20 protein-coding genes are annotated in these 14,370 nt (G+C 59.9%); 10 read left to right on the forward strand and 10 right to left on the reverse strand.

Going from position 1 to position 14,370, the window contains the following annotated elements; translation table 11 throughout:
• Together CAF76_RS14920 and CAF76_RS14925 are read left to right on the forward strand one after the other, a co-directional pair.
• A complete protein-coding gene (locus CAF76_RS14920) occupies positions 1-612 on the forward strand; it encodes a superoxide dismutase (RefSeq protein WP_085647690.1) in 612 nt (203 codons plus the stop codon).
• Between the two features lie 29 nt (positions 613-641).
• Positions 642-1,535, forward strand: coding sequence for a ZIP family metal transporter (locus CAF76_RS14925; protein ID WP_085647691.1), 894 nt, complete (start codon positions 642-644; stop codon positions 1,533-1,535).
• 39 nt (positions 1,536-1,574) lie between these two features.
• Here the strand turns inward: CAF76_RS14925 and CAF76_RS14930 are convergent, their stop codons facing one another.
• From CAF76_RS14930 to CAF76_RS14975, 10 genes are all read right to left on the reverse strand, one after another.
• Positions 1,575-1,850, reverse strand: a complete 276-nt coding sequence (locus CAF76_RS14930) for an HPr family phosphocarrier protein (protein WP_064593396.1) — start codon at positions 1,848-1,850, stop codon at positions 1,575-1,577.
• Positions 1,851-1,865: 15 nt separating this feature from the next.
• The gene (gene rapZ, locus CAF76_RS14935) at positions 1,866-2,723 is read right to left on the reverse strand and encodes an RNase adapter RapZ (RefSeq protein ID WP_085647692.1); all 858 of its coding nucleotides are present in this window, start codon (positions 2,721-2,723) and stop codon (positions 1,866-1,868) included.
• A 2-nt stretch (positions 2,724-2,725) separates the two neighbouring features.
• Positions 2,726-3,190, reverse strand: coding sequence for a PTS IIA-like nitrogen regulatory protein PtsN (gene ptsN / locus CAF76_RS14940; protein ID WP_007953580.1), 465 nt, complete (start codon positions 3,188-3,190; stop codon positions 2,726-2,728).
• Between the two features lie 11 nt (positions 3,191-3,201).
• Positions 3,202-3,510: a ribosome hibernation-promoting factor, HPF/YfiA family gene (gene hpf / locus CAF76_RS14945; RefSeq protein ID WP_011332471.1), complete on the reverse strand. Its 309-nt coding sequence runs from the start codon at positions 3,508-3,510 to the stop codon at positions 3,202-3,204.
• Positions 3,511-3,583: 73 nt separating this feature from the next.
• Positions 3,584-5,077, reverse strand: coding sequence for an RNA polymerase factor sigma-54 (locus CAF76_RS14950; RefSeq protein ID WP_011332472.1), 1,494 nt, complete (start codon positions 5,075-5,077; stop codon positions 3,584-3,586).
• A 186-nt stretch (positions 5,078-5,263) separates the two neighbouring features.
• Positions 5,264-5,989: an LPS export ABC transporter ATP-binding protein gene (lptB, locus tag CAF76_RS14955; RefSeq protein WP_007953572.1), complete on the reverse strand. Its 726-nt coding sequence runs from the start codon at positions 5,987-5,989 to the stop codon at positions 5,264-5,266.
• A complete protein-coding gene (lptA, locus tag CAF76_RS14960; protein WP_085647693.1) occupies positions 5,989-6,534 on the reverse strand; it encodes a lipopolysaccharide transport periplasmic protein LptA in 546 nt (181 codons plus the stop codon). The genes lptB and lptA overlap by 1 nt, the downstream gene beginning before the upstream one ends.
• Positions 6,521-7,093 (reverse strand): LPS export ABC transporter periplasmic protein LptC, encoded by a 573-nt coding sequence (gene lptC / locus CAF76_RS14965; protein WP_007953568.1) that lies wholly within the window; start codon positions 7,091-7,093, stop codon positions 6,521-6,523. Before lptC ends, lptA begins: the two co-directional genes overlap by 14 nt.
• Before the next feature lie 8 nt (positions 7,094-7,101).
• Positions 7,102-7,626, reverse strand: a complete 525-nt coding sequence (locus CAF76_RS14970) for an HAD family hydrolase (protein ID WP_085611339.1) — start codon at positions 7,624-7,626, stop codon at positions 7,102-7,104.
• Positions 7,627-8,601, reverse strand: coding sequence for a KpsF/GutQ family sugar-phosphate isomerase (locus CAF76_RS14975; RefSeq protein ID WP_064593399.1), 975 nt, complete (start codon positions 8,599-8,601; stop codon positions 7,627-7,629).
• Between the two features lie 274 nt (positions 8,602-8,875).
• Between CAF76_RS14975 and CAF76_RS14980 the strand changes: the two genes are divergently transcribed.
• The 8 genes from CAF76_RS14980 (at position 8,876) to hisG (ending at position 14,322) form a co-directional block, all read left to right on the forward strand.
• Positions 8,876-9,688 carry an ATP-binding cassette domain-containing protein gene (locus CAF76_RS14980; RefSeq protein WP_064593401.1) on the forward strand — a complete coding sequence of 271 codons (813 nt, stop codon included), beginning with the start codon at positions 8,876-8,878 and terminating at the stop codon, positions 9,686-9,688.
• Entirely contained in the window at positions 9,688-10,485 is a 798-nt protein-coding gene (mlaE, locus tag CAF76_RS14985; protein ID WP_007953561.1) for a lipid asymmetry maintenance ABC transporter permease subunit MlaE, read from the forward strand. Before CAF76_RS14980 ends, mlaE begins: the two co-directional genes overlap by 1 nt.
• Complete coding sequence (gene mlaD, locus CAF76_RS14990; protein WP_007953559.1) at positions 10,485-10,952, forward strand: outer membrane lipid asymmetry maintenance protein MlaD; 468 nt, start codon at positions 10,485-10,487, stop codon at positions 10,950-10,952. Before mlaE ends, mlaD begins: the two co-directional genes overlap by 1 nt.
• A gap of 11 nt (positions 10,953-10,963) precedes the next feature.
• Positions 10,964-11,614 carry a phospholipid-binding protein MlaC gene (locus tag CAF76_RS14995; RefSeq protein ID WP_039769300.1) on the forward strand — a complete coding sequence of 217 codons (651 nt, stop codon included), beginning with the start codon at positions 10,964-10,966 and terminating at the stop codon, positions 11,612-11,614.
• Positions 11,611-11,916: a lipid asymmetry maintenance protein MlaB gene (locus tag CAF76_RS15000; protein ID WP_039769302.1), complete on the forward strand. Its 306-nt coding sequence runs from the start codon at positions 11,611-11,613 to the stop codon at positions 11,914-11,916. Before CAF76_RS14995 ends, CAF76_RS15000 begins: the two co-directional genes overlap by 4 nt.
• 115 nt (positions 11,917-12,031) lie before the next feature.
• Positions 12,032-12,271 carry a BolA family protein gene (locus tag CAF76_RS15005; protein WP_039769303.1) on the forward strand — a complete coding sequence of 80 codons (240 nt, stop codon included), beginning with the start codon at positions 12,032-12,034 and terminating at the stop codon, positions 12,269-12,271.
• Between the two features lie 22 nt (positions 12,272-12,293).
• Entirely contained in the window at positions 12,294-13,559 is a 1,266-nt protein-coding gene (gene murA, locus CAF76_RS15010) for a UDP-N-acetylglucosamine 1-carboxyvinyltransferase (RefSeq protein ID WP_064593402.1), read from the forward strand.
• A gap of 127 nt (positions 13,560-13,686) precedes the next feature.
• Positions 13,687-14,322, forward strand: a complete 636-nt coding sequence (hisG, locus tag CAF76_RS15015) for an ATP phosphoribosyltransferase (protein ID WP_007953554.1) — start codon at positions 13,687-13,689, stop codon at positions 14,320-14,322.
• Positions 14,323-14,370: the final 48 nt, after the last annotated feature.

Consider the following 14,370-nt stretch of genomic DNA (forward strand, 5'->3'; position numbering starts at 1 on the left):
ATGGCTTTTACCCTGCCAGCCTTGCCTTACGCCTACGACGCACTGGAGCCGCACATCGATGCGCAAACCATGGAGATCCACTACACCAAGCATCATCAGACTTACATCAACAACCTGAACGCTGCGGTCGAGGGCACCGAATTCGCGGAATGGCCGGTGGAGAAGCTGGTCGCCAGCGTCCAGCAACTGCCGGAAAAGCTCCGCTCGGCGGTGATCAACCAGGGCGGCGGTCATGCCAACCATTCGCTGTTCTGGGAAGTGATGGTGCCCAACGGCGGTGGCAAACCGGACGGTGCGCTGGCCAGGGCGATCGATGAGCAACTGGGTGGCCTCGACAGCTTCAAGGAAGCCTTCACCAAAGCCGCGTTGACCCGTTTCGGCAGTGGATGGGCCTGGCTCAGCGTGACGCCGGACAAGAAACTGGTGGTGGAAAGCAGCGGCAACCAGGACAGCCCGCTGATGAACGGCAACACGCCGATTCTCGGGCTCGACGTGTGGGAGCACGCTTACTACCTGCGTTATCAGAACCGTCGGCCGGAATACATCAGCGCGTTCTACAACGTGATCAACTGGCCGGAAGTCGCTGCACGCTATCAGGCCGCGATGGTTTAAGTCCCTATAAAAACAATCCAAGGCTGACTATGGGCACTGAAACACTGGCGATCGGAAGTGGGCGTATGTTTCGTTACGCAATCGGTTCGCTGCTGCTGTTGGCGGGCATGTCCCTGTTGGTCGCACACGGACTCGATTGGCTGAATCTGGAGCCGAGGTTGTCGCGGGCGTTGCAGGGCGGCGCGATCTGCGCGCTCGGCACCGCGCTGGGAGCTGTTCCGGTGCTGGTAATCCGCAACATGCCCCAGGCGCTGGGCGATACGCTGTTGGGTTTTGGTGCTGGCGTGATGCTGGCGGCAACCGCGTTTTCGTTGATCGTACCGGGAATCGCCGCCGCCGAAAGTCTGGGACTGAGCCCATGGGGCGCCAGCGGCCTGATTTGCTTCGGCATCATGCTCGGCGCCTTCGGCCTTTATCTGGTTGATCGCCGTGTGTCGGGCGCTTCGCCGGAAATGCTCATCGGCACCGTCGAACATCCGGTGATTCCGCCACGGATCTGGTTGTTCGTGTTCGCCATCATTGCCCATAACATCCCGGAAGGCATGGCGGTCGGTGTCTCGGCGGGCGGTGGAATGCCGGACGCAGACAGTCTGGCCATGGGCATCGCCTTGCAGGATGTGCCGGAAGGGCTGGTGATTGCACTGGTACTGGCAGGCGCCGGGATGTCGCGGGTCAAGGCGTTTTTGATTGGCGCATCATCAGGTCTGGTCGAACCGGTGTTCGCGCTGTTATGCGCGTGGCTGGTCAGTCTTGCCGAACTGTTGCTGCCCTTGGGGTTGGCGCTGGCGGCTGGCGCCATGCTGCTGGTGGTGACGCACGAGGTCATCCCCGAGTCGCGACGCAATGGTCACGAGAAGCTGGCCAGTCTGGGATTGCTGATCGGCTTCTGTCTGATGATGGTGATGGATACCGCGTTGGGCTGAACCGGGAGGAGGGAGCGGGCTACTTTCGCCTCAGGCGTTTCAACCGCCTTCGTCGAAGTAGTTTTCGATCAGTTCCACCAGCGCGCGCATGGCTTCCTCTTCCTGGTGGCCTTCGGTACTCAGATAGATTTTCGTGCCCTTGCCCGCAGCGAGCATCATCATCGCCATGATGCTTTTACCGTCAACCGTGGTTTCCGGAGTGCGGCCCACTTTGATCGTGCAATCGGGAAACTTACCCGCCACCCCGACGAATTTTGCAGATGCGCGGGCGTGCAGGCCCAGCTTGTTGATGATTTCGATTTCACGAGCAGGCATCGCGGTGTGAATCCTTTAGCTGAGGTCGCGGTGGCGAACCTGGACGTTCTTCAGGGTCTTCTGCAGCGCCTGGCCAAGACGTTCGGTCAGGTAAACGGAACGGTGATGCCCGCCGGTGCAGCCGATGGCAATGGTGACGTAAGCGCGGTTACTCGCGGCAAAGCGCGGCAACCATTTGTACAGATACGTATAAATGTCCTGGTACATCTCCTCGACCTCCGGCTGCGCCGCCAGATATTCGGCGACCGGCTGATCGAGACCGGATTGCGCGCGCAGCTCCGGTTTCCAGTAAGGGTTCGGCAGGCAGCGTACATCGAACACCAGATCCGCATCCACCGGCATGCCGCGTTTGAAACCGAACGACTCCACCAGAAACGCCGTGCCCGGCTCCGGTTGGTTCAACAGGCGCAGCTTGATGGTGTCGCGCAGTTGGTAGAGATTGAGGTTGGTGGTGTTGATTTTCAGGTCGGCGAGATCGGCAATCGGGCCGAGCAGGGCGCTTTCATCCTGAATGGCTTCTGCCAGCGAACGATTGGCGTTGCTCAGCGGGTGGCGGCGGCGAGTTTCGGAGAAACGCTTGAGCAGGGTTTCTTCGTCGGCATCCAGATACAGGACATCGCATTGAATGTGCTTGGCGCGTACGTCCTCGAGCAATTCCGGAAATCGGGTCAGATGGCTCGGCAAATTGCGTGCATCGATCGATACCGCCACCAGTGGCTGCGCCAGCTCGGTGTGAATCAGGGCGCGTTCGGCCAGTTCCGGCAGTAGACCGGCCGGCAGGTTATCGATGCAGTAGTAACCGTTGTCCTCAAGGACATCCAGGGCAGTACTTTTACCCGAGCCGGAACGGCCACTGACAATGATCAAGCGCATGGTTACGGCCTGTTCTGCTCTTCCAGTACAACCTGGTACAAGGCTTCGTTGCTTGGCGCGCTGCGCAGTCTGTCGCGCACGTCCTTGCGGTCGAGCATGCTGGCGATCTGGCGTAACAGCTCCAGGTGCGCATCGGTGGCGGCTTCCGGCACCAGCAGGACGAACAGCAGGTCCACGGGCGCGCCGTCGATAGCGTCGAAATCGATAGGGGCATCAAGGTGCATCAGCGCACTGATCGGCGCTTCGCAGCCCTTGAGGCGGCAGTGGGGAATGGCGATGCCGTTGCCAAAACCGGTGGAACCCAGTTTTTCACGGGCAATCAATGCCTCGAAGACATCTTGCATCTCCAGATCCGGGACTTCCCGGGCGATCAGGTTGGCAATTTGTTCCAGGGCTTTCTTTTTACTGCCGCCCGGCACGTTCACCAGGGAACGGCCGGGGGTCAGGATACTTTCAAGTCGGATCATGGGGGTGGGGGTTATCGACCGGTAGCGCCCTGAAGCAGGCTCTGGGTCTTTTCCTTATGCTTTTTGAGTTGTTTATCAAGCTTGTCGGTCAGCGCGTCGATCGCAGCGTACATATCGGTATGTTCCGCGTTTGCGACGACCTCATTGCCGGGAATATGCAGCGTGGCTTCGATTTTCTGCTTCAGTTTTTCGACGCACATCGTGACTTGCACGTTGGTGATCTTGTCGAAATGCCCTTCGAGCTTCTTGAGCTTGAGCTCGATGTACTCGCGCAGAGGCTGGGTAACTTCCAGTTGGTGTCCACTGATGTTGACTTGCATACAGCTTCTCCTTCGTTGCCAGTGCATAAAGCGGCAGGCCGAAGAGCCTGCCACTGGAACGCTGTAACGTGGCTTACATCAACCGCTTGCGTTCGCTCGAAGGCGCGATTCCGAGGGATTCGCGGTACTTGGCGACGGTGCGGCGAGCCACCTGAATGCCTTGTGCCTCCAGTAAACCAGCGATCTTGCTGTCACTCAACGGCTTTTTCTGATTTTCCGCGGCAACCAGTTTTTTGATGATCGCGCGGATCGCCGTGGACGAGCATTCGCCGCCTTCGGAGGTACTGACGTGGCTGGAGAAAAAGTATTTCAGTTCATATATGCCCCGTGGGGTATGCATGAATTTTTGCGTGGTTACGCGGGAAATCGTCGACTCGTGCATGCCAACCGCTTCTGCAATGTCGTGCAGGACCAGCGGCTTCATGGCTTCGTCGCCGTACTCCAGAAACCCGCGCTGGTGCTCGACGATCTGGGTGGCCACTTTCATCAGAGTTTCGTTGCGGCTCTGCAGGCTCTTGATGAACCAGCGGGCTTCCTGCAACTGATTGCGCATGAAGGTGTTGTCGGCGCTGGTGTCGGCGCGGCGCACGAAACCGGCGTACTGGGCGTTGACCCGCAGGCGCGGCACCGACTCCTGATTCAGCTCGACCAGCCAGCGCTCGTTGTCCTTGCGCACGATGACGTCAGGCACCACGTACTCGGCTTCGGTGGATTCGATCTGCGAACCGGGGCGCGGGTTCAGGCTCTGCACCAGTTCGATGACCTGCCGCAGCTCGTCTTCCTTGAGCTTCATGCGCCGCATCAACTGGCTGTAGTCGCGGCTGCCGAGCAAGTCGATGTAATCGGTGACCAGGCGCTTGGCTTCGGCCAGCCAAGGGGTCTTGGCCGACAGCTGGCGCAATTGCAGCAGCAGGCATTCGCCCAGGTTACGTGCGCCGATGCCGGCCGGTTCGAACTGCTGGATGCGGTGCAGGACGGCTTCGATCTCGTCCAGCTCGATGTCGAGTTCCGGATCAAAGGCGTCGAGGATTTCTTCGAGGGTTTCGTCCAGATAGCCCTGATTGTTGATGCAATCGATCAGGGTGACGGCGATCAGGCGATCGGTGTCGGACATCGGTGCCAGGTTCAACTGCCACAGCAGGTGGCTTTGCAGGCTCTCGCCGGCGGAGGTGCGGGTGGTGAAGTCCCACTCATCATCGTCGCTGCTTGGCAGGCTGCTGGCGCTGGTCTGGTAGACGTCTTCCCAGGCGGTGTCTACCGGCAATTCGTTGGGGATTCGCTCGTTCCATTCGCCGTCTTCGAGGTTATCGACTGTCGGCGCGGTCTCCTGATAGGAGGGTTCCTGGATCTCGGTGTTGGGCTTCTGTTCGGCGTTGTCGGCCATGGGGTCGGAGTTGTCGAAGTCGTCTCCGTCCTCCTGGCGTTCGAGCATCGGATTGGATTCCAGAGCCTCCTGGATTTCCTGTTGCAGATCCAGGGTCGACAATTGGAGCAGGCGGATGGCCTGTTGCAGCTGCGGTGTCATCGTCAGCTGCTGGCCCATTCTCAAGACTAGCGATGGTTTCATGGCAGGGGCTTAACACCTTATTCGCCGGCGCTATGCGCCATCCACTACAGGGCGCCGGAGCGCCAAACTTAAGCAAATTATATGCCTGAAACTGTCGTGTTTGCCTAGAGCGCTGTAACAATAAAAGCGTATAAAAAGGCGTTTCAACGTTACAGCACCCGGACGACTGGTCGGATGCTGTCGCGCTTACAGGCGGAACTCGTGACCCAGATAGACTTCCTTCACCAGATCGTTGGCGAGGATGGTCGCGGAGTCGCCTTCGGCGATCAACTGGCCGTCGTTGACGATATAGGCGGTTTCGCAGATATCCAGCGTCTCACGGACGTTGTGGTCGGTGATCAGTACGCCGATCCCCTTGGCCTTGAGGTGATGGATGATCTGCTTGATGTCGCCGACCGAGATCGGGTCGACACCGGCGAACGGTTCGTCGAGCAGGATGAATTTCGGTGCCGTGGCCAGTGCGCGGGCGATTTCTACCCGGCGGCGCTCACCACCGGACAGGCTCATGCCGAGGTTGTCGCGGATGTGGCTGATGTGGAATTCCTGCAGCAGGCTTTCCAGTTCCTTGCGACGACCTGCCTTGTCGAGCTCCTGACGGGTCTCGAGGATGGCCATGATGTTGTCGGCCACCGACAGTTTGCGGAAGATCGACGCTTCTTGCGGCAGATAGCCGATACCGGCCTTTGCACGACCGTGCATTGGCTGGTGACTGACGTCCAGGTCGTCGATCAGTACCCGACCCTGATCGGCCTGAACCAGGCCGACGATCATGTAGAAACACGTGGTCTTGCCGGCGCCGTTCGGGCCGAGGAGGCCGACGATCTGGCCGCTGTCGATCGACAGGCTGACGTCACGCACGACCTGACGGCTTTTATAGGCCTTGGCCAGGTGCTGAGCTTTCAGAGTTGCCATTACTGGGTTTTCTCGTCGGTTTTCTTCTTCGGCTGGATCACCATGTCGATGCGCGGACGCGCTTCGGTGACCTTGCTGCCAGTGGCTCGACCGGCGCTGGCCAGTTTCTTCACCGTGTCATAGACGATTTTTTCGCCCTGAGTGGTGTTGTTGTCCTTGTCGACTACTTTGGCCTTGTCGATCAGCACGACGCGATTCTGCGCAGCGTGGTACTGAATGGTCACGCCCCAGCCCTGGACGGGTTTGGCATCACCGGCAGTCTGCAACTGTTCGAAGTAGGCGAGGTTGCCGACCGAGGTCACGACGTCGATGTCGCCGTTAGGCGCACGGGTCATGGTCACGGTGTTGCCTTTGACGATCATCGAACCCTGGGTGATGATCACGTCGCCTTTGTAGGTGGCAACGCCGTTCTTGTCGTCCAGTTGGGCATCGTCGGCCTGAATGCGGATTGGCTGCTCTTGATCGTTCGGCAGAGCCCAGGCGCTCACGCTTCCCAGTGCTGCGCCCAGACTGAGCAAAATAGGGAGGGTTTTAACGAGCCTCATACTGTCCTCTTACGTTCGATAGCAGGTGTATCCTGCTTTCCTTCAAATACGCTTTCATTCCTACGCCAGTCGATACACCGCCAGCGCCGTCGATTCTAACGGGTTGCTGGGTCTGCGCATATTGCTGCTGAGGGAACACGGTCATGCGTGTGCTGGTAATCAGGGTGTCGCGGTTCTTTTCGTCGGTGCGCTTGACCCGAACGGAGTCGATCAGCTCGACCTCGGTGCCACCGGAGTTCACTTCACCGCGTTCGCTGGTCACGTGCCACGGGAAGTCGGTGCCACGGAACATGTTCAGATCAGGCTTGGTGACCAGTGTAATGTCGGTTGCCTTGACGTGCTCGGCCTTGTCGGACGTCATTTCGTACTGCACTTTGCCGTCTTCGAGGTACTGGATCGTGTGCGTATTGGTCGCGTACCAGTCGATCGGGCTTTCCTCTGCCGAAACCGGCGGTTTGTCGAGGAAGCGTTCCGGGCTGATGTTCCAGTAGCCGACCGCACCGAAAATCGCCGCGATGCAACCGAACAGCAGGATGTTGCGAAACTTTTTGCTAAACATGGTTGGACTCACAGATACGCATTGTTGGCGGCGTCGAGGCTGCCTTGGGCGCGCAGGATCAGTTCGCAGAATTCGCGGGCGGCACCTTCGCCGCCACGAGCCTGGGTGACGCCATGAGCGTGTTCGCGAACAAAAGGTGCGGCGTTGGCCACGGCCATGCCCAGGCCTACACGGCGGATCACCGGCAGATCCGGCAGGTCGTCGCCGAGGTAAGCCACTTGTTCATAGCTTAGGCCCAGTTGCTCCAGAAGACCGTCGAGAACGACCAGTTTGTCTTCACGGCCCTGAAACAGGTGCGGGATCCCCAGGTTCTTCGCCCGACGCTCGACCACCGGAGTCTTGCGACCGCTGATGATGGCGGTCTGTACGCCGGCGTTCATCAGCATCTTGATGCCCTGGCCATCCAGTGTATTGAAAGTCTTGAACTCGCTGCCGTCTTCAAGGAAGTACAGGCGCCCGTCGGTGAGGACACCGTCGACGTCGAAAACCGCCAGTTTGATGGCCTTGCCGCGTTGCAGCAGATCGTTGCTCATTTACATCACTCCTGCGCGCAGCAGGTCGGAGAGGTTGAAGGCGCCGATCGGGCGATCCTCTTCATCCACGACAACCAGCGCGTTGATTCGGTGGTCTTCCATGATTTTCAGGGCTTCGGCGGCAAGCATCTCGGCGCGGGCGGTCTTGCCGTGCACGGTCATCACCTGGTCGATGGTGGCGCTGTGGATATCAATGCTGCGATCCAGGGTGCGACGGAGGTCGCCGTCAGTGAAGATCCCGGCCAGCTTGCCGTCGGTTTCCAGGATGACGGTCATGCCCAGGCCCTTGCGGGTCATTTCCATCAACGCGTCCTTGAGCAGGGTGCCGCGCTGTACCTGCGGCAGTTCCTGGCCGGCGTGCATGACGTTTTCCACTTTCAGCAGCAGGCGTCGGCCCAGTGCGCCGCCGGGGTGGGAAAAGGCGAAGTCTTCGGCAGTGAAGCCGCGCGCTTCCAGCAGCGCCACGGCCAGGGCGTCGCCCATGACCAGTGCGGCGGTGGTCGAGGAGGTCGGCGCCAGGTTCAGCGGGCAGGCTTCGTGCTCGACGTGAACGTTGAGGTTGACCTCGGCGGCCTTGGCCAGCGGCGATTGCGGGTTGCCGGTGACGCTGATCAGCTGAATGCCCAGGCGCTTGATCAGTGGCAGCAGAGTGACGATTTCGTTGGTGGAACCGGAGTTCGACAGGGCCAGAATGACGTCATCGCGAGTGATCATGCCCATGTCGCCGTGACTGGCCTCGGCCGGATGCACGAAAAACGCCGGGGTGCCGGTGCTGGCCAGGGTCGCGGCAATCTTGTTGCCGATGTGCCCGGACTTGCCCATGCCGACCACGACAACACGGCCCTTGCTGGCCAGAATCATCTCGCAAGCGCGTACGAAATCGGCGTCGATATGGGGCAACAAGCCTTGTACGGCTTCCACTTCGAGGCGAATGGTGCGTTGTGCCGATTGAATCAGGTCGCTGGTTTGGCTCATGTCAGAAATCGTATAGCCCGATGAAAAGGCGGCGATTATAGCGGTTATGTTGAAAAGCCTCACGCAAGTTCGTCGTGCTTTGTCATTCCTCGTTACCAAAACGCTCCAAATATACCTTCAAGCCCCTCAGCTCGCAGATCCGGGCCGGTGCAGGCCTTGGGCGCTTGCCCTTTGCAGTGATATAGTTCGCCGCCAGTTCGGCCTGCCCGGGATGTAGGGGCTTTCCTCAGAAAGCCAGGCGTCCGAGTGAGAGGCTGCATCGCAAGGAGTTTAGATGAGTGCCGATAACGCCTACGCGGTCGAGCTGAAGGGAGTCTCCTTCAAGCGCGGTGCGCGGAGCATTTTCAATAACGTCGATATCCGCATCCCGCGCGGCAAGGTCACCGGCATCATGGGGCCTTCCGGGTGCGGCAAGACCACACTGTTGCGCCTGATGGGCGCCCAGTTGCGGCCATCCAAGGGCGAGGTCTGGGTCAACGGCCAGAACCTGCCGAAGCTGTCGCGCAGCGATCTGTTCGATGCGCGCAAGCACATGGGCGTGCTGTTTCAGAGTGGCGCCCTGTTCACCGATCTCGATGTGTTCGAGAACGTCGCCTTCCCGCTGCGTGTTCATACCGACCTGCCGGAGGAGATGATCCGTGACATCGTCCTGCTCAAATTGCAGGCAGTGGGGTTGCGCGGTGCGATCGAGCTGATGCCTGACGAGCTGTCCGGTGGCATGAAGCGCCGGGTTGCCCTGGCCCGGGCCATTGCCCTCGATCCGCAGATCCTCATGTACGACGAACCGTTCGTCGGCCAGGATCCGATCGCCATGGGTGTGCTGGTTCGCCTGATCCGGCTGCTCAACGATGCCTTGGGCATCACCAGCATCGTGGTGTCCCACGACCTCGCCGAAACCGCGAGTATTGCTGACTACATCTATGTGGTCGGTGATGGCCAGGTATTGGGGCAGGGCACGCCGGACGAACTGATGGGCTCGGACGATCCGCGTATCCGCCAGTTCATGACCGGTGAACCCGACGGCCCGGTGCCGTATCACTTTCCAGCGCCGGATTACCGCGCAGATCTTCTGGGGAAGCGCCGCTGATGCGCAGAATTACATTAATGGAGCGTGTGCGTCGTTTCGGCCTCGCCGGAATCGACAGCGTCGCAGTGTTCGGGCGTTCGACCCTGTTCCTGTTTCATGCCCTGCTCGGGCGTGGCGGCATCGGCGGCGGGTTTGGCCTGCTGGTCAAGCAGTTGCATTCCGTCGGCGTGATGTCGCTGGTGATCATCGTGGTGTCCGGGATTTTCATCGGCATGGTACTGGCGCTGCAGGGCTTCAATATCCTGTCGAGTTACGGCTCGGAACAGGCCGTCGGCCAGATGGTGGCGCTGACCCTGCTGCGTGAGCTGGGACCGGTGGTGACCGCGCTGTTGTTTGCCGGTCGTGCCGGCTCGGCGCTGACGGCGGAAATCGGCAACATGAAATCCACCGAACAGTTGTCCAGTCTGGAAATGATCGGGGTCGACCCGCTCAAATACATCATTGCCCCGCGTCTGTGGGCAGGCTTCATTTCCCTGCCGGTGCTGGCGATGATCTTCAGCGTGGTCGGCATCTGGGGCGGTTCATGGGTCGCCGTCGACTGGCTGGGTGTCTACGAAGGTTCCTACTGGTCGAACATGCAGAACAGCGTGAGCTTCGGTGACGATGTGCTCAACGGCATCATCAAAAGTGCAGTGTTCGCTTTTGTCGTCACCTGGATCGCCGTATTTCAAGGCTATGACTGCGAACCCACTTCCGAGGGGATCAGCCGTGCCACCACCAAGACCGTGGTTTACGCCTCGCTGGCAGTACTCGGCCTGGACTTTATTCTGACCGCTTTGATGTTTGGAGATTTCTGATGCAAAACCGCACCCTGGAAATCGGTGTCGGCCTGTTCCTGCTGGCAGGGATCCTGGCTTTGTTGCTGCTGGCCCTGCGGGTCAGTGGCCTGTCTCCGACTTCGACCACCGATACCTACAAGCTTTACGCGTATTTCGACAATATCGCCGGTTTGACGGTCAGAGCCAAAGTGACCATGGCGGGCGTGACCATCGGCAAGGTCACCGCAATCGATCTGGATCGCGACAGCTTCACCGGTCGGGTAACCCTGCAAGTGGACAAAAGCGTCGACAATCTGCCGACCGACTCCACAGCATCTATCCTGACAGCGGGGCTGCTGGGCGAGAAGTACATCGGTATCAGCGTGGGCGGCGAAGACACCCGCCTCAAGGATGGTGGAACCATCCACGACACGCAGTCGTCTCTGGTACTGGAAGACCTGATCGGTAAATTCCTGCTCAATACCGTTAGCAAAGACGCCAAATGAGGAGCTTTTGAATGATCTCTACCTTGCGACGTGGCCTGTTGGTGTTGCTTGCGGCACTGCCGCTGGTGGCTAACGCCGTGGCGGCACAATCGGCGCACGATCTGGTTCAGGACACCACGAACCGGATGCTCGCCGACCTGGCGGCCAATAAAGAGAAGTACAAGCAGGATCCGCAGGATTTCTATACGGCGCTGAACACCATCGTCGGCCCTGTGGTCGATGCCGAAGGTATTTCCAAGAGCATCATGACGGTCAAGTATTCGCGCAAGGCAACCCCGGCGCAGATGAAGACCTTCGAGGAAAACTTCAAGCGCGGTCTGTTCCAGTTCTACGGCAACGCCTTGCTCGAGTACAACAACCAGGGCATCACTGTCGATGCGCCCAAGGATGAATCGGGCGACCGCACCAGTGTCGGCATGACCGTCAAAGGCAACAATGGCGCGATCTACCCTGTGCAGTACACCCTGGAGAAGATCAACGGCGAGTGGAAGCTGCGCAACGTGATCATCAACGGCATCAACATCGGCAAGCTGTTCCGTGACCAGTTCGCCGACGCGATGCAACGCAATGGCAACGATCTGGACAAGACCATCAACGGCTGGGCCGGTGAAGTCGCCAAGGCCAAGCAGTCGGCCGAGCAGAACGAGAAGCCTGCCCAATGACCGAGTCGGCCATTCGTCTGGACGAAGCCAGTGAGCTGCAGCTCAGCGGCGTGCTGGATTACCGCACCGGCCCTGATCTTCGGGAGCAGGGCCGGGCGCTGATCAAGTCGTGCACTGCCCCGGCATTGGTGATCGATTGCTCGGCGGTGGAGAAGTCCAGCAGCGTCGGTCTGTCGCTGCTGCTGTGCTTCATTCGCGATGCAAAGGCCGCCGGCAAGGCGGTCAGCATCCGCGGGATGCCCGAAGACATGCGCGAAATTGCTCAGGTCAGCGAACTGACCGAGCTGTTGGCGCAACCCTGAACCCGCATCAATAGAGAAGCCCCCCGTCAGAGTCCTGCGCAGCGGGGTTCGCAGGCGCGGGGCTTTTTTGTATGATGTCCGACCCGTGCGCACAGGGCGCCGATTGAGGTTGAGCATGCAGGCCGTAGAAGTGAAGAGCTTCCTTGAAGGAAAGCTGCCAGGAACGCTGGTGGAAGTTGAAGGCGAAGGCTGCAACTTTCAGCTGAACGTGATTAGTGATGAACTGGCGGCGTTGAGCCCGGTCAAGCGTCAGCAAAGCATCTATGCCCATTTGAACCCTTGGATCGCCGATGGCAGCATCCACGCGGTCACTATGAAATTTTTCAGCAGCGCGGCCTGGGCCGAGCGCACCTGAGCCCTAGGGCGTCGAGATTCTTATGGATAAATTGATTATTACCGGTGGCGCTCGTCTTGATGGCGAGATCCGCATCTCCGGGGCGAAGAACTCCGCCCTGCCGATCCTGGCTGCCACCCTGCTGTGCGATGGCCCGGTTACCGTTGGCAACCTGCCGCACCTGCACGACATCACCACCATGATCGAGCTGTTCGGTCGCATGGGCATCGAGCCTGTGATCGACGAGAAGCTCAGCGTCGAAATCGACCCGCGCACCATCAAGACCCTGATCGCTCCGTACGAACTGGTGAAAACCATGCGTGCGTCGATCCTGGTGCTTGGCCCGATGGTTGCGCGCTTCGGTGAAGCCGAAGTTGCACTGCCTGGCGGTTGCGCCATCGGTTCGCGTCCGGTCGACCTGCACATCCGTGGCCTGGAAGCCATGGGCGCGGTCATCGACGTCGAAGGCGGCTACATCAAGGCCAAGGCCCCTGAAGGCGGCCTGCGCGGCGCGCACTTCTTCTTCGATACCGTCAGTGTGACCGGTACCGAGAACATCATGATGGCTGCCGCTCTGGCCAAGGGCCGCAGCGTGTTGCAGAACGCCGCCCGTGAGCCGGAAGTGGTCGACCTGGCGAACTTCCTGAACGCCATGGGCGCCAAGGTGTCCGGTGCCGGCACCGACACCATCACCATTGATGGCGTCGAGCGTCTGGGTTCGGCTTTCTACAAGGTCATGCCTGACCGTATCGAAACCGGCACCTACCTGGTGGCCGCTGCGGTTACCGGTGGCCGCGTGAAAGTCAAGGACACCGATCCGACCATCCTCGAAGCCGTTCTGGACAAACTCCGTGAAGCCGGCGCAGAAATCACCTGTGGTGAAGACTGGATCGAGCTGAACATGCACGGCAAGCGCCCGAAGGCGGTCAACGTGCGCACGGCACCGTACCCGGCGTTCCCGACCGACATGCAGGCGCAGTTCATCTCGCTCAACGCCATTGCCGAAGGCACCGGTGCCGTGATCGAGACGATCTTCGAAAACCGCTTCATGCACGTCTACGAACTGCATCGCATGGGCGCCAAGATCCAGGTCGAGGGCAACACGGCCATCGTGACCGGTACTGAAATCCTCAAGGGCGCGCCAGTCATGGCTACCGACCTGCGGGCTTCGGCCAGCCTCGTGATCTCGGCCCTGATGGCTGAAGGCGATACCCTGATCGACCGCATCTACCACATCGACCGTGGTTACGAGTGCATCGAGGAAAAACTGCAGATGCTGGGCGCCAGGATCCGTCGCGTTCCGGGCTAGTCGCTGCATCTGGACACAGGGAAGTGTCCGTTGAATTCGTTTTGATCGGGGGTGGCAACGCCCTCGATGTATGTCCGGCGCCGATTGCGACCGGACATGAGTACCTTGATAAGGACTGACGTTTCCCATGTTGACCATCGCACTGTCCAAGGGCCGCATCCTTGACGACACCCTGCCGCTTCTCGCCGAAGCGGGCATCGTGCCGACCGAGAATCCGGACAAGAGCCGCAAGCTGATCATCCCCACGACCCAGGAAGACGTTCGCCTGTTGATCGTGCGGGCCACCGACGTGCCGACCTATGTCGAGCATGGCGCGGCCGACCTCGGCGTTGCCGGTAAAGACGTGCTGATGGAATACACCGGCCAGGGCCTGTACGAGCCGCTGGATCTGCAGATTGCCCAGTGCAAGCTGATGACCGCCGGCAAGGTCGGCGCGGTCGAGCCCAAGGGCCGCCTGCGCGTCGCCACCAAATTCGTCAACGTCGCCAAGCGTTACTACGCCGAGCAGGGCCGTCAGGTCGACATCATCAAGCTCTACGGCTCGATGGAGCTGGCGCCGCTGATCGGTCTGGCCGACAAGATCATCGACGTGGTCGACACCGGCAACACCCTGCGCGCCAACGGCCTGGAACCCCAGGAACTGATCGCCACGATCAGCTCGCGTCTGGTCGTCAATAAAGCTTCGATGAAAATGCAACACGCCCGAATCCAGGCGTTGATCGACACCCTGCGCAAGGCAGTGGAGTCTCGACACCGCGGCTGATGTACCTGCGCGACGTTAAGTCGCGCCCGTCTATCCGCCTCATAGCCA

Source organism: Pseudomonas sp. B40(2017) (assembly GCF_002112855.1).
Lineage (GTDB): Bacteria > Pseudomonadota > Gammaproteobacteria > Pseudomonadales > Pseudomonadaceae > Aquipseudomonas > Aquipseudomonas pharyngis.

Bases quoted from the DNA above. Each gene is read 5' to 3' on its own strand.
- CAF76_RS14920 (WP_085647690.1), top strand. From the start codon at position 1: ATGGCTTTTACCCTGCCAGCCTTGCCTTACGCCTACGACGCACTGGAG.
- CAF76_RS14925 (WP_085647691.1), top strand. From the start codon at position 642: ATGGGCACTGAAACACTGGCGATCGGAAGTGGGCGTATGTTTCGTTAC.
- CAF76_RS14930 (WP_064593396.1), bottom strand. From the start codon at position 1,850: ATGCCTGCTCGTGAAATCGAAATCATCAACAAGCTGGGCCTGCACGCC.
- rapZ (WP_085647692.1), bottom strand. From the start codon at position 2,723: ATGCGCTTGATCATTGTCAGTGGCCGTTCCGGCTCGGGTAAAAGTACT.
- ptsN (WP_007953580.1), bottom strand. From the start codon at position 3,190: ATGATCCGACTTGAAAGTATCCTGACCCCCGGCCGTTCCCTGGTGAAC.
- hpf (WP_011332471.1), bottom strand. From the start codon at position 3,510: ATGCAAGTCAACATCAGTGGACACCAACTGGAAGTTACCCAGCCTCTG.
- CAF76_RS14950 (WP_011332472.1), bottom strand. From the start codon at position 5,077: ATGAAACCATCGCTAGTCTTGAGAATGGGCCAGCAGCTGACGATGACA.
- lptB (WP_007953572.1), bottom strand. From the start codon at position 5,989: ATGGCAACTCTGAAAGCTCAGCACCTGGCCAAGGCCTATAAAAGCCGT.
- lptA (WP_085647693.1), bottom strand. From the start codon at position 6,534: ATGAGGCTCGTTAAAACCCTCCCTATTTTGCTCAGTCTGGGCGCAGCA.
- lptC (WP_007953568.1), bottom strand. From the start codon at position 7,093: ATGTTTAGCAAAAAGTTTCGCAACATCCTGCTGTTCGGTTGCATCGCG.
- CAF76_RS14970 (WP_085611339.1), bottom strand. From the start codon at position 7,626: ATGAGCAACGATCTGCTGCAACGCGGCAAGGCCATCAAACTGGCGGTT.
- CAF76_RS14975 (WP_064593399.1), bottom strand. From the start codon at position 8,601: ATGAGCCAAACCAGCGACCTGATTCAATCGGCACAACGCACCATTCGC.
- CAF76_RS14980 (WP_064593401.1), top strand. From the start codon at position 8,876: ATGAGTGCCGATAACGCCTACGCGGTCGAGCTGAAGGGAGTCTCCTTC.
- mlaE (WP_007953561.1), top strand. From the start codon at position 9,688: ATGCGCAGAATTACATTAATGGAGCGTGTGCGTCGTTTCGGCCTCGCC.
- mlaD (WP_007953559.1), top strand. From the start codon at position 10,485: ATGCAAAACCGCACCCTGGAAATCGGTGTCGGCCTGTTCCTGCTGGCA.
- CAF76_RS14995 (WP_039769300.1), top strand. From the start codon at position 10,964: ATGATCTCTACCTTGCGACGTGGCCTGTTGGTGTTGCTTGCGGCACTG.
- CAF76_RS15000 (WP_039769302.1), top strand. From the start codon at position 11,611: ATGACCGAGTCGGCCATTCGTCTGGACGAAGCCAGTGAGCTGCAGCTC.
- CAF76_RS15005 (WP_039769303.1), top strand. From the start codon at position 12,032: ATGCAGGCCGTAGAAGTGAAGAGCTTCCTTGAAGGAAAGCTGCCAGGA.
- murA (WP_064593402.1), top strand. From the start codon at position 12,294: ATGGATAAATTGATTATTACCGGTGGCGCTCGTCTTGATGGCGAGATC.
- hisG (WP_007953554.1), top strand. From the start codon at position 13,687: ATGTTGACCATCGCACTGTCCAAGGGCCGCATCCTTGACGACACCCTG.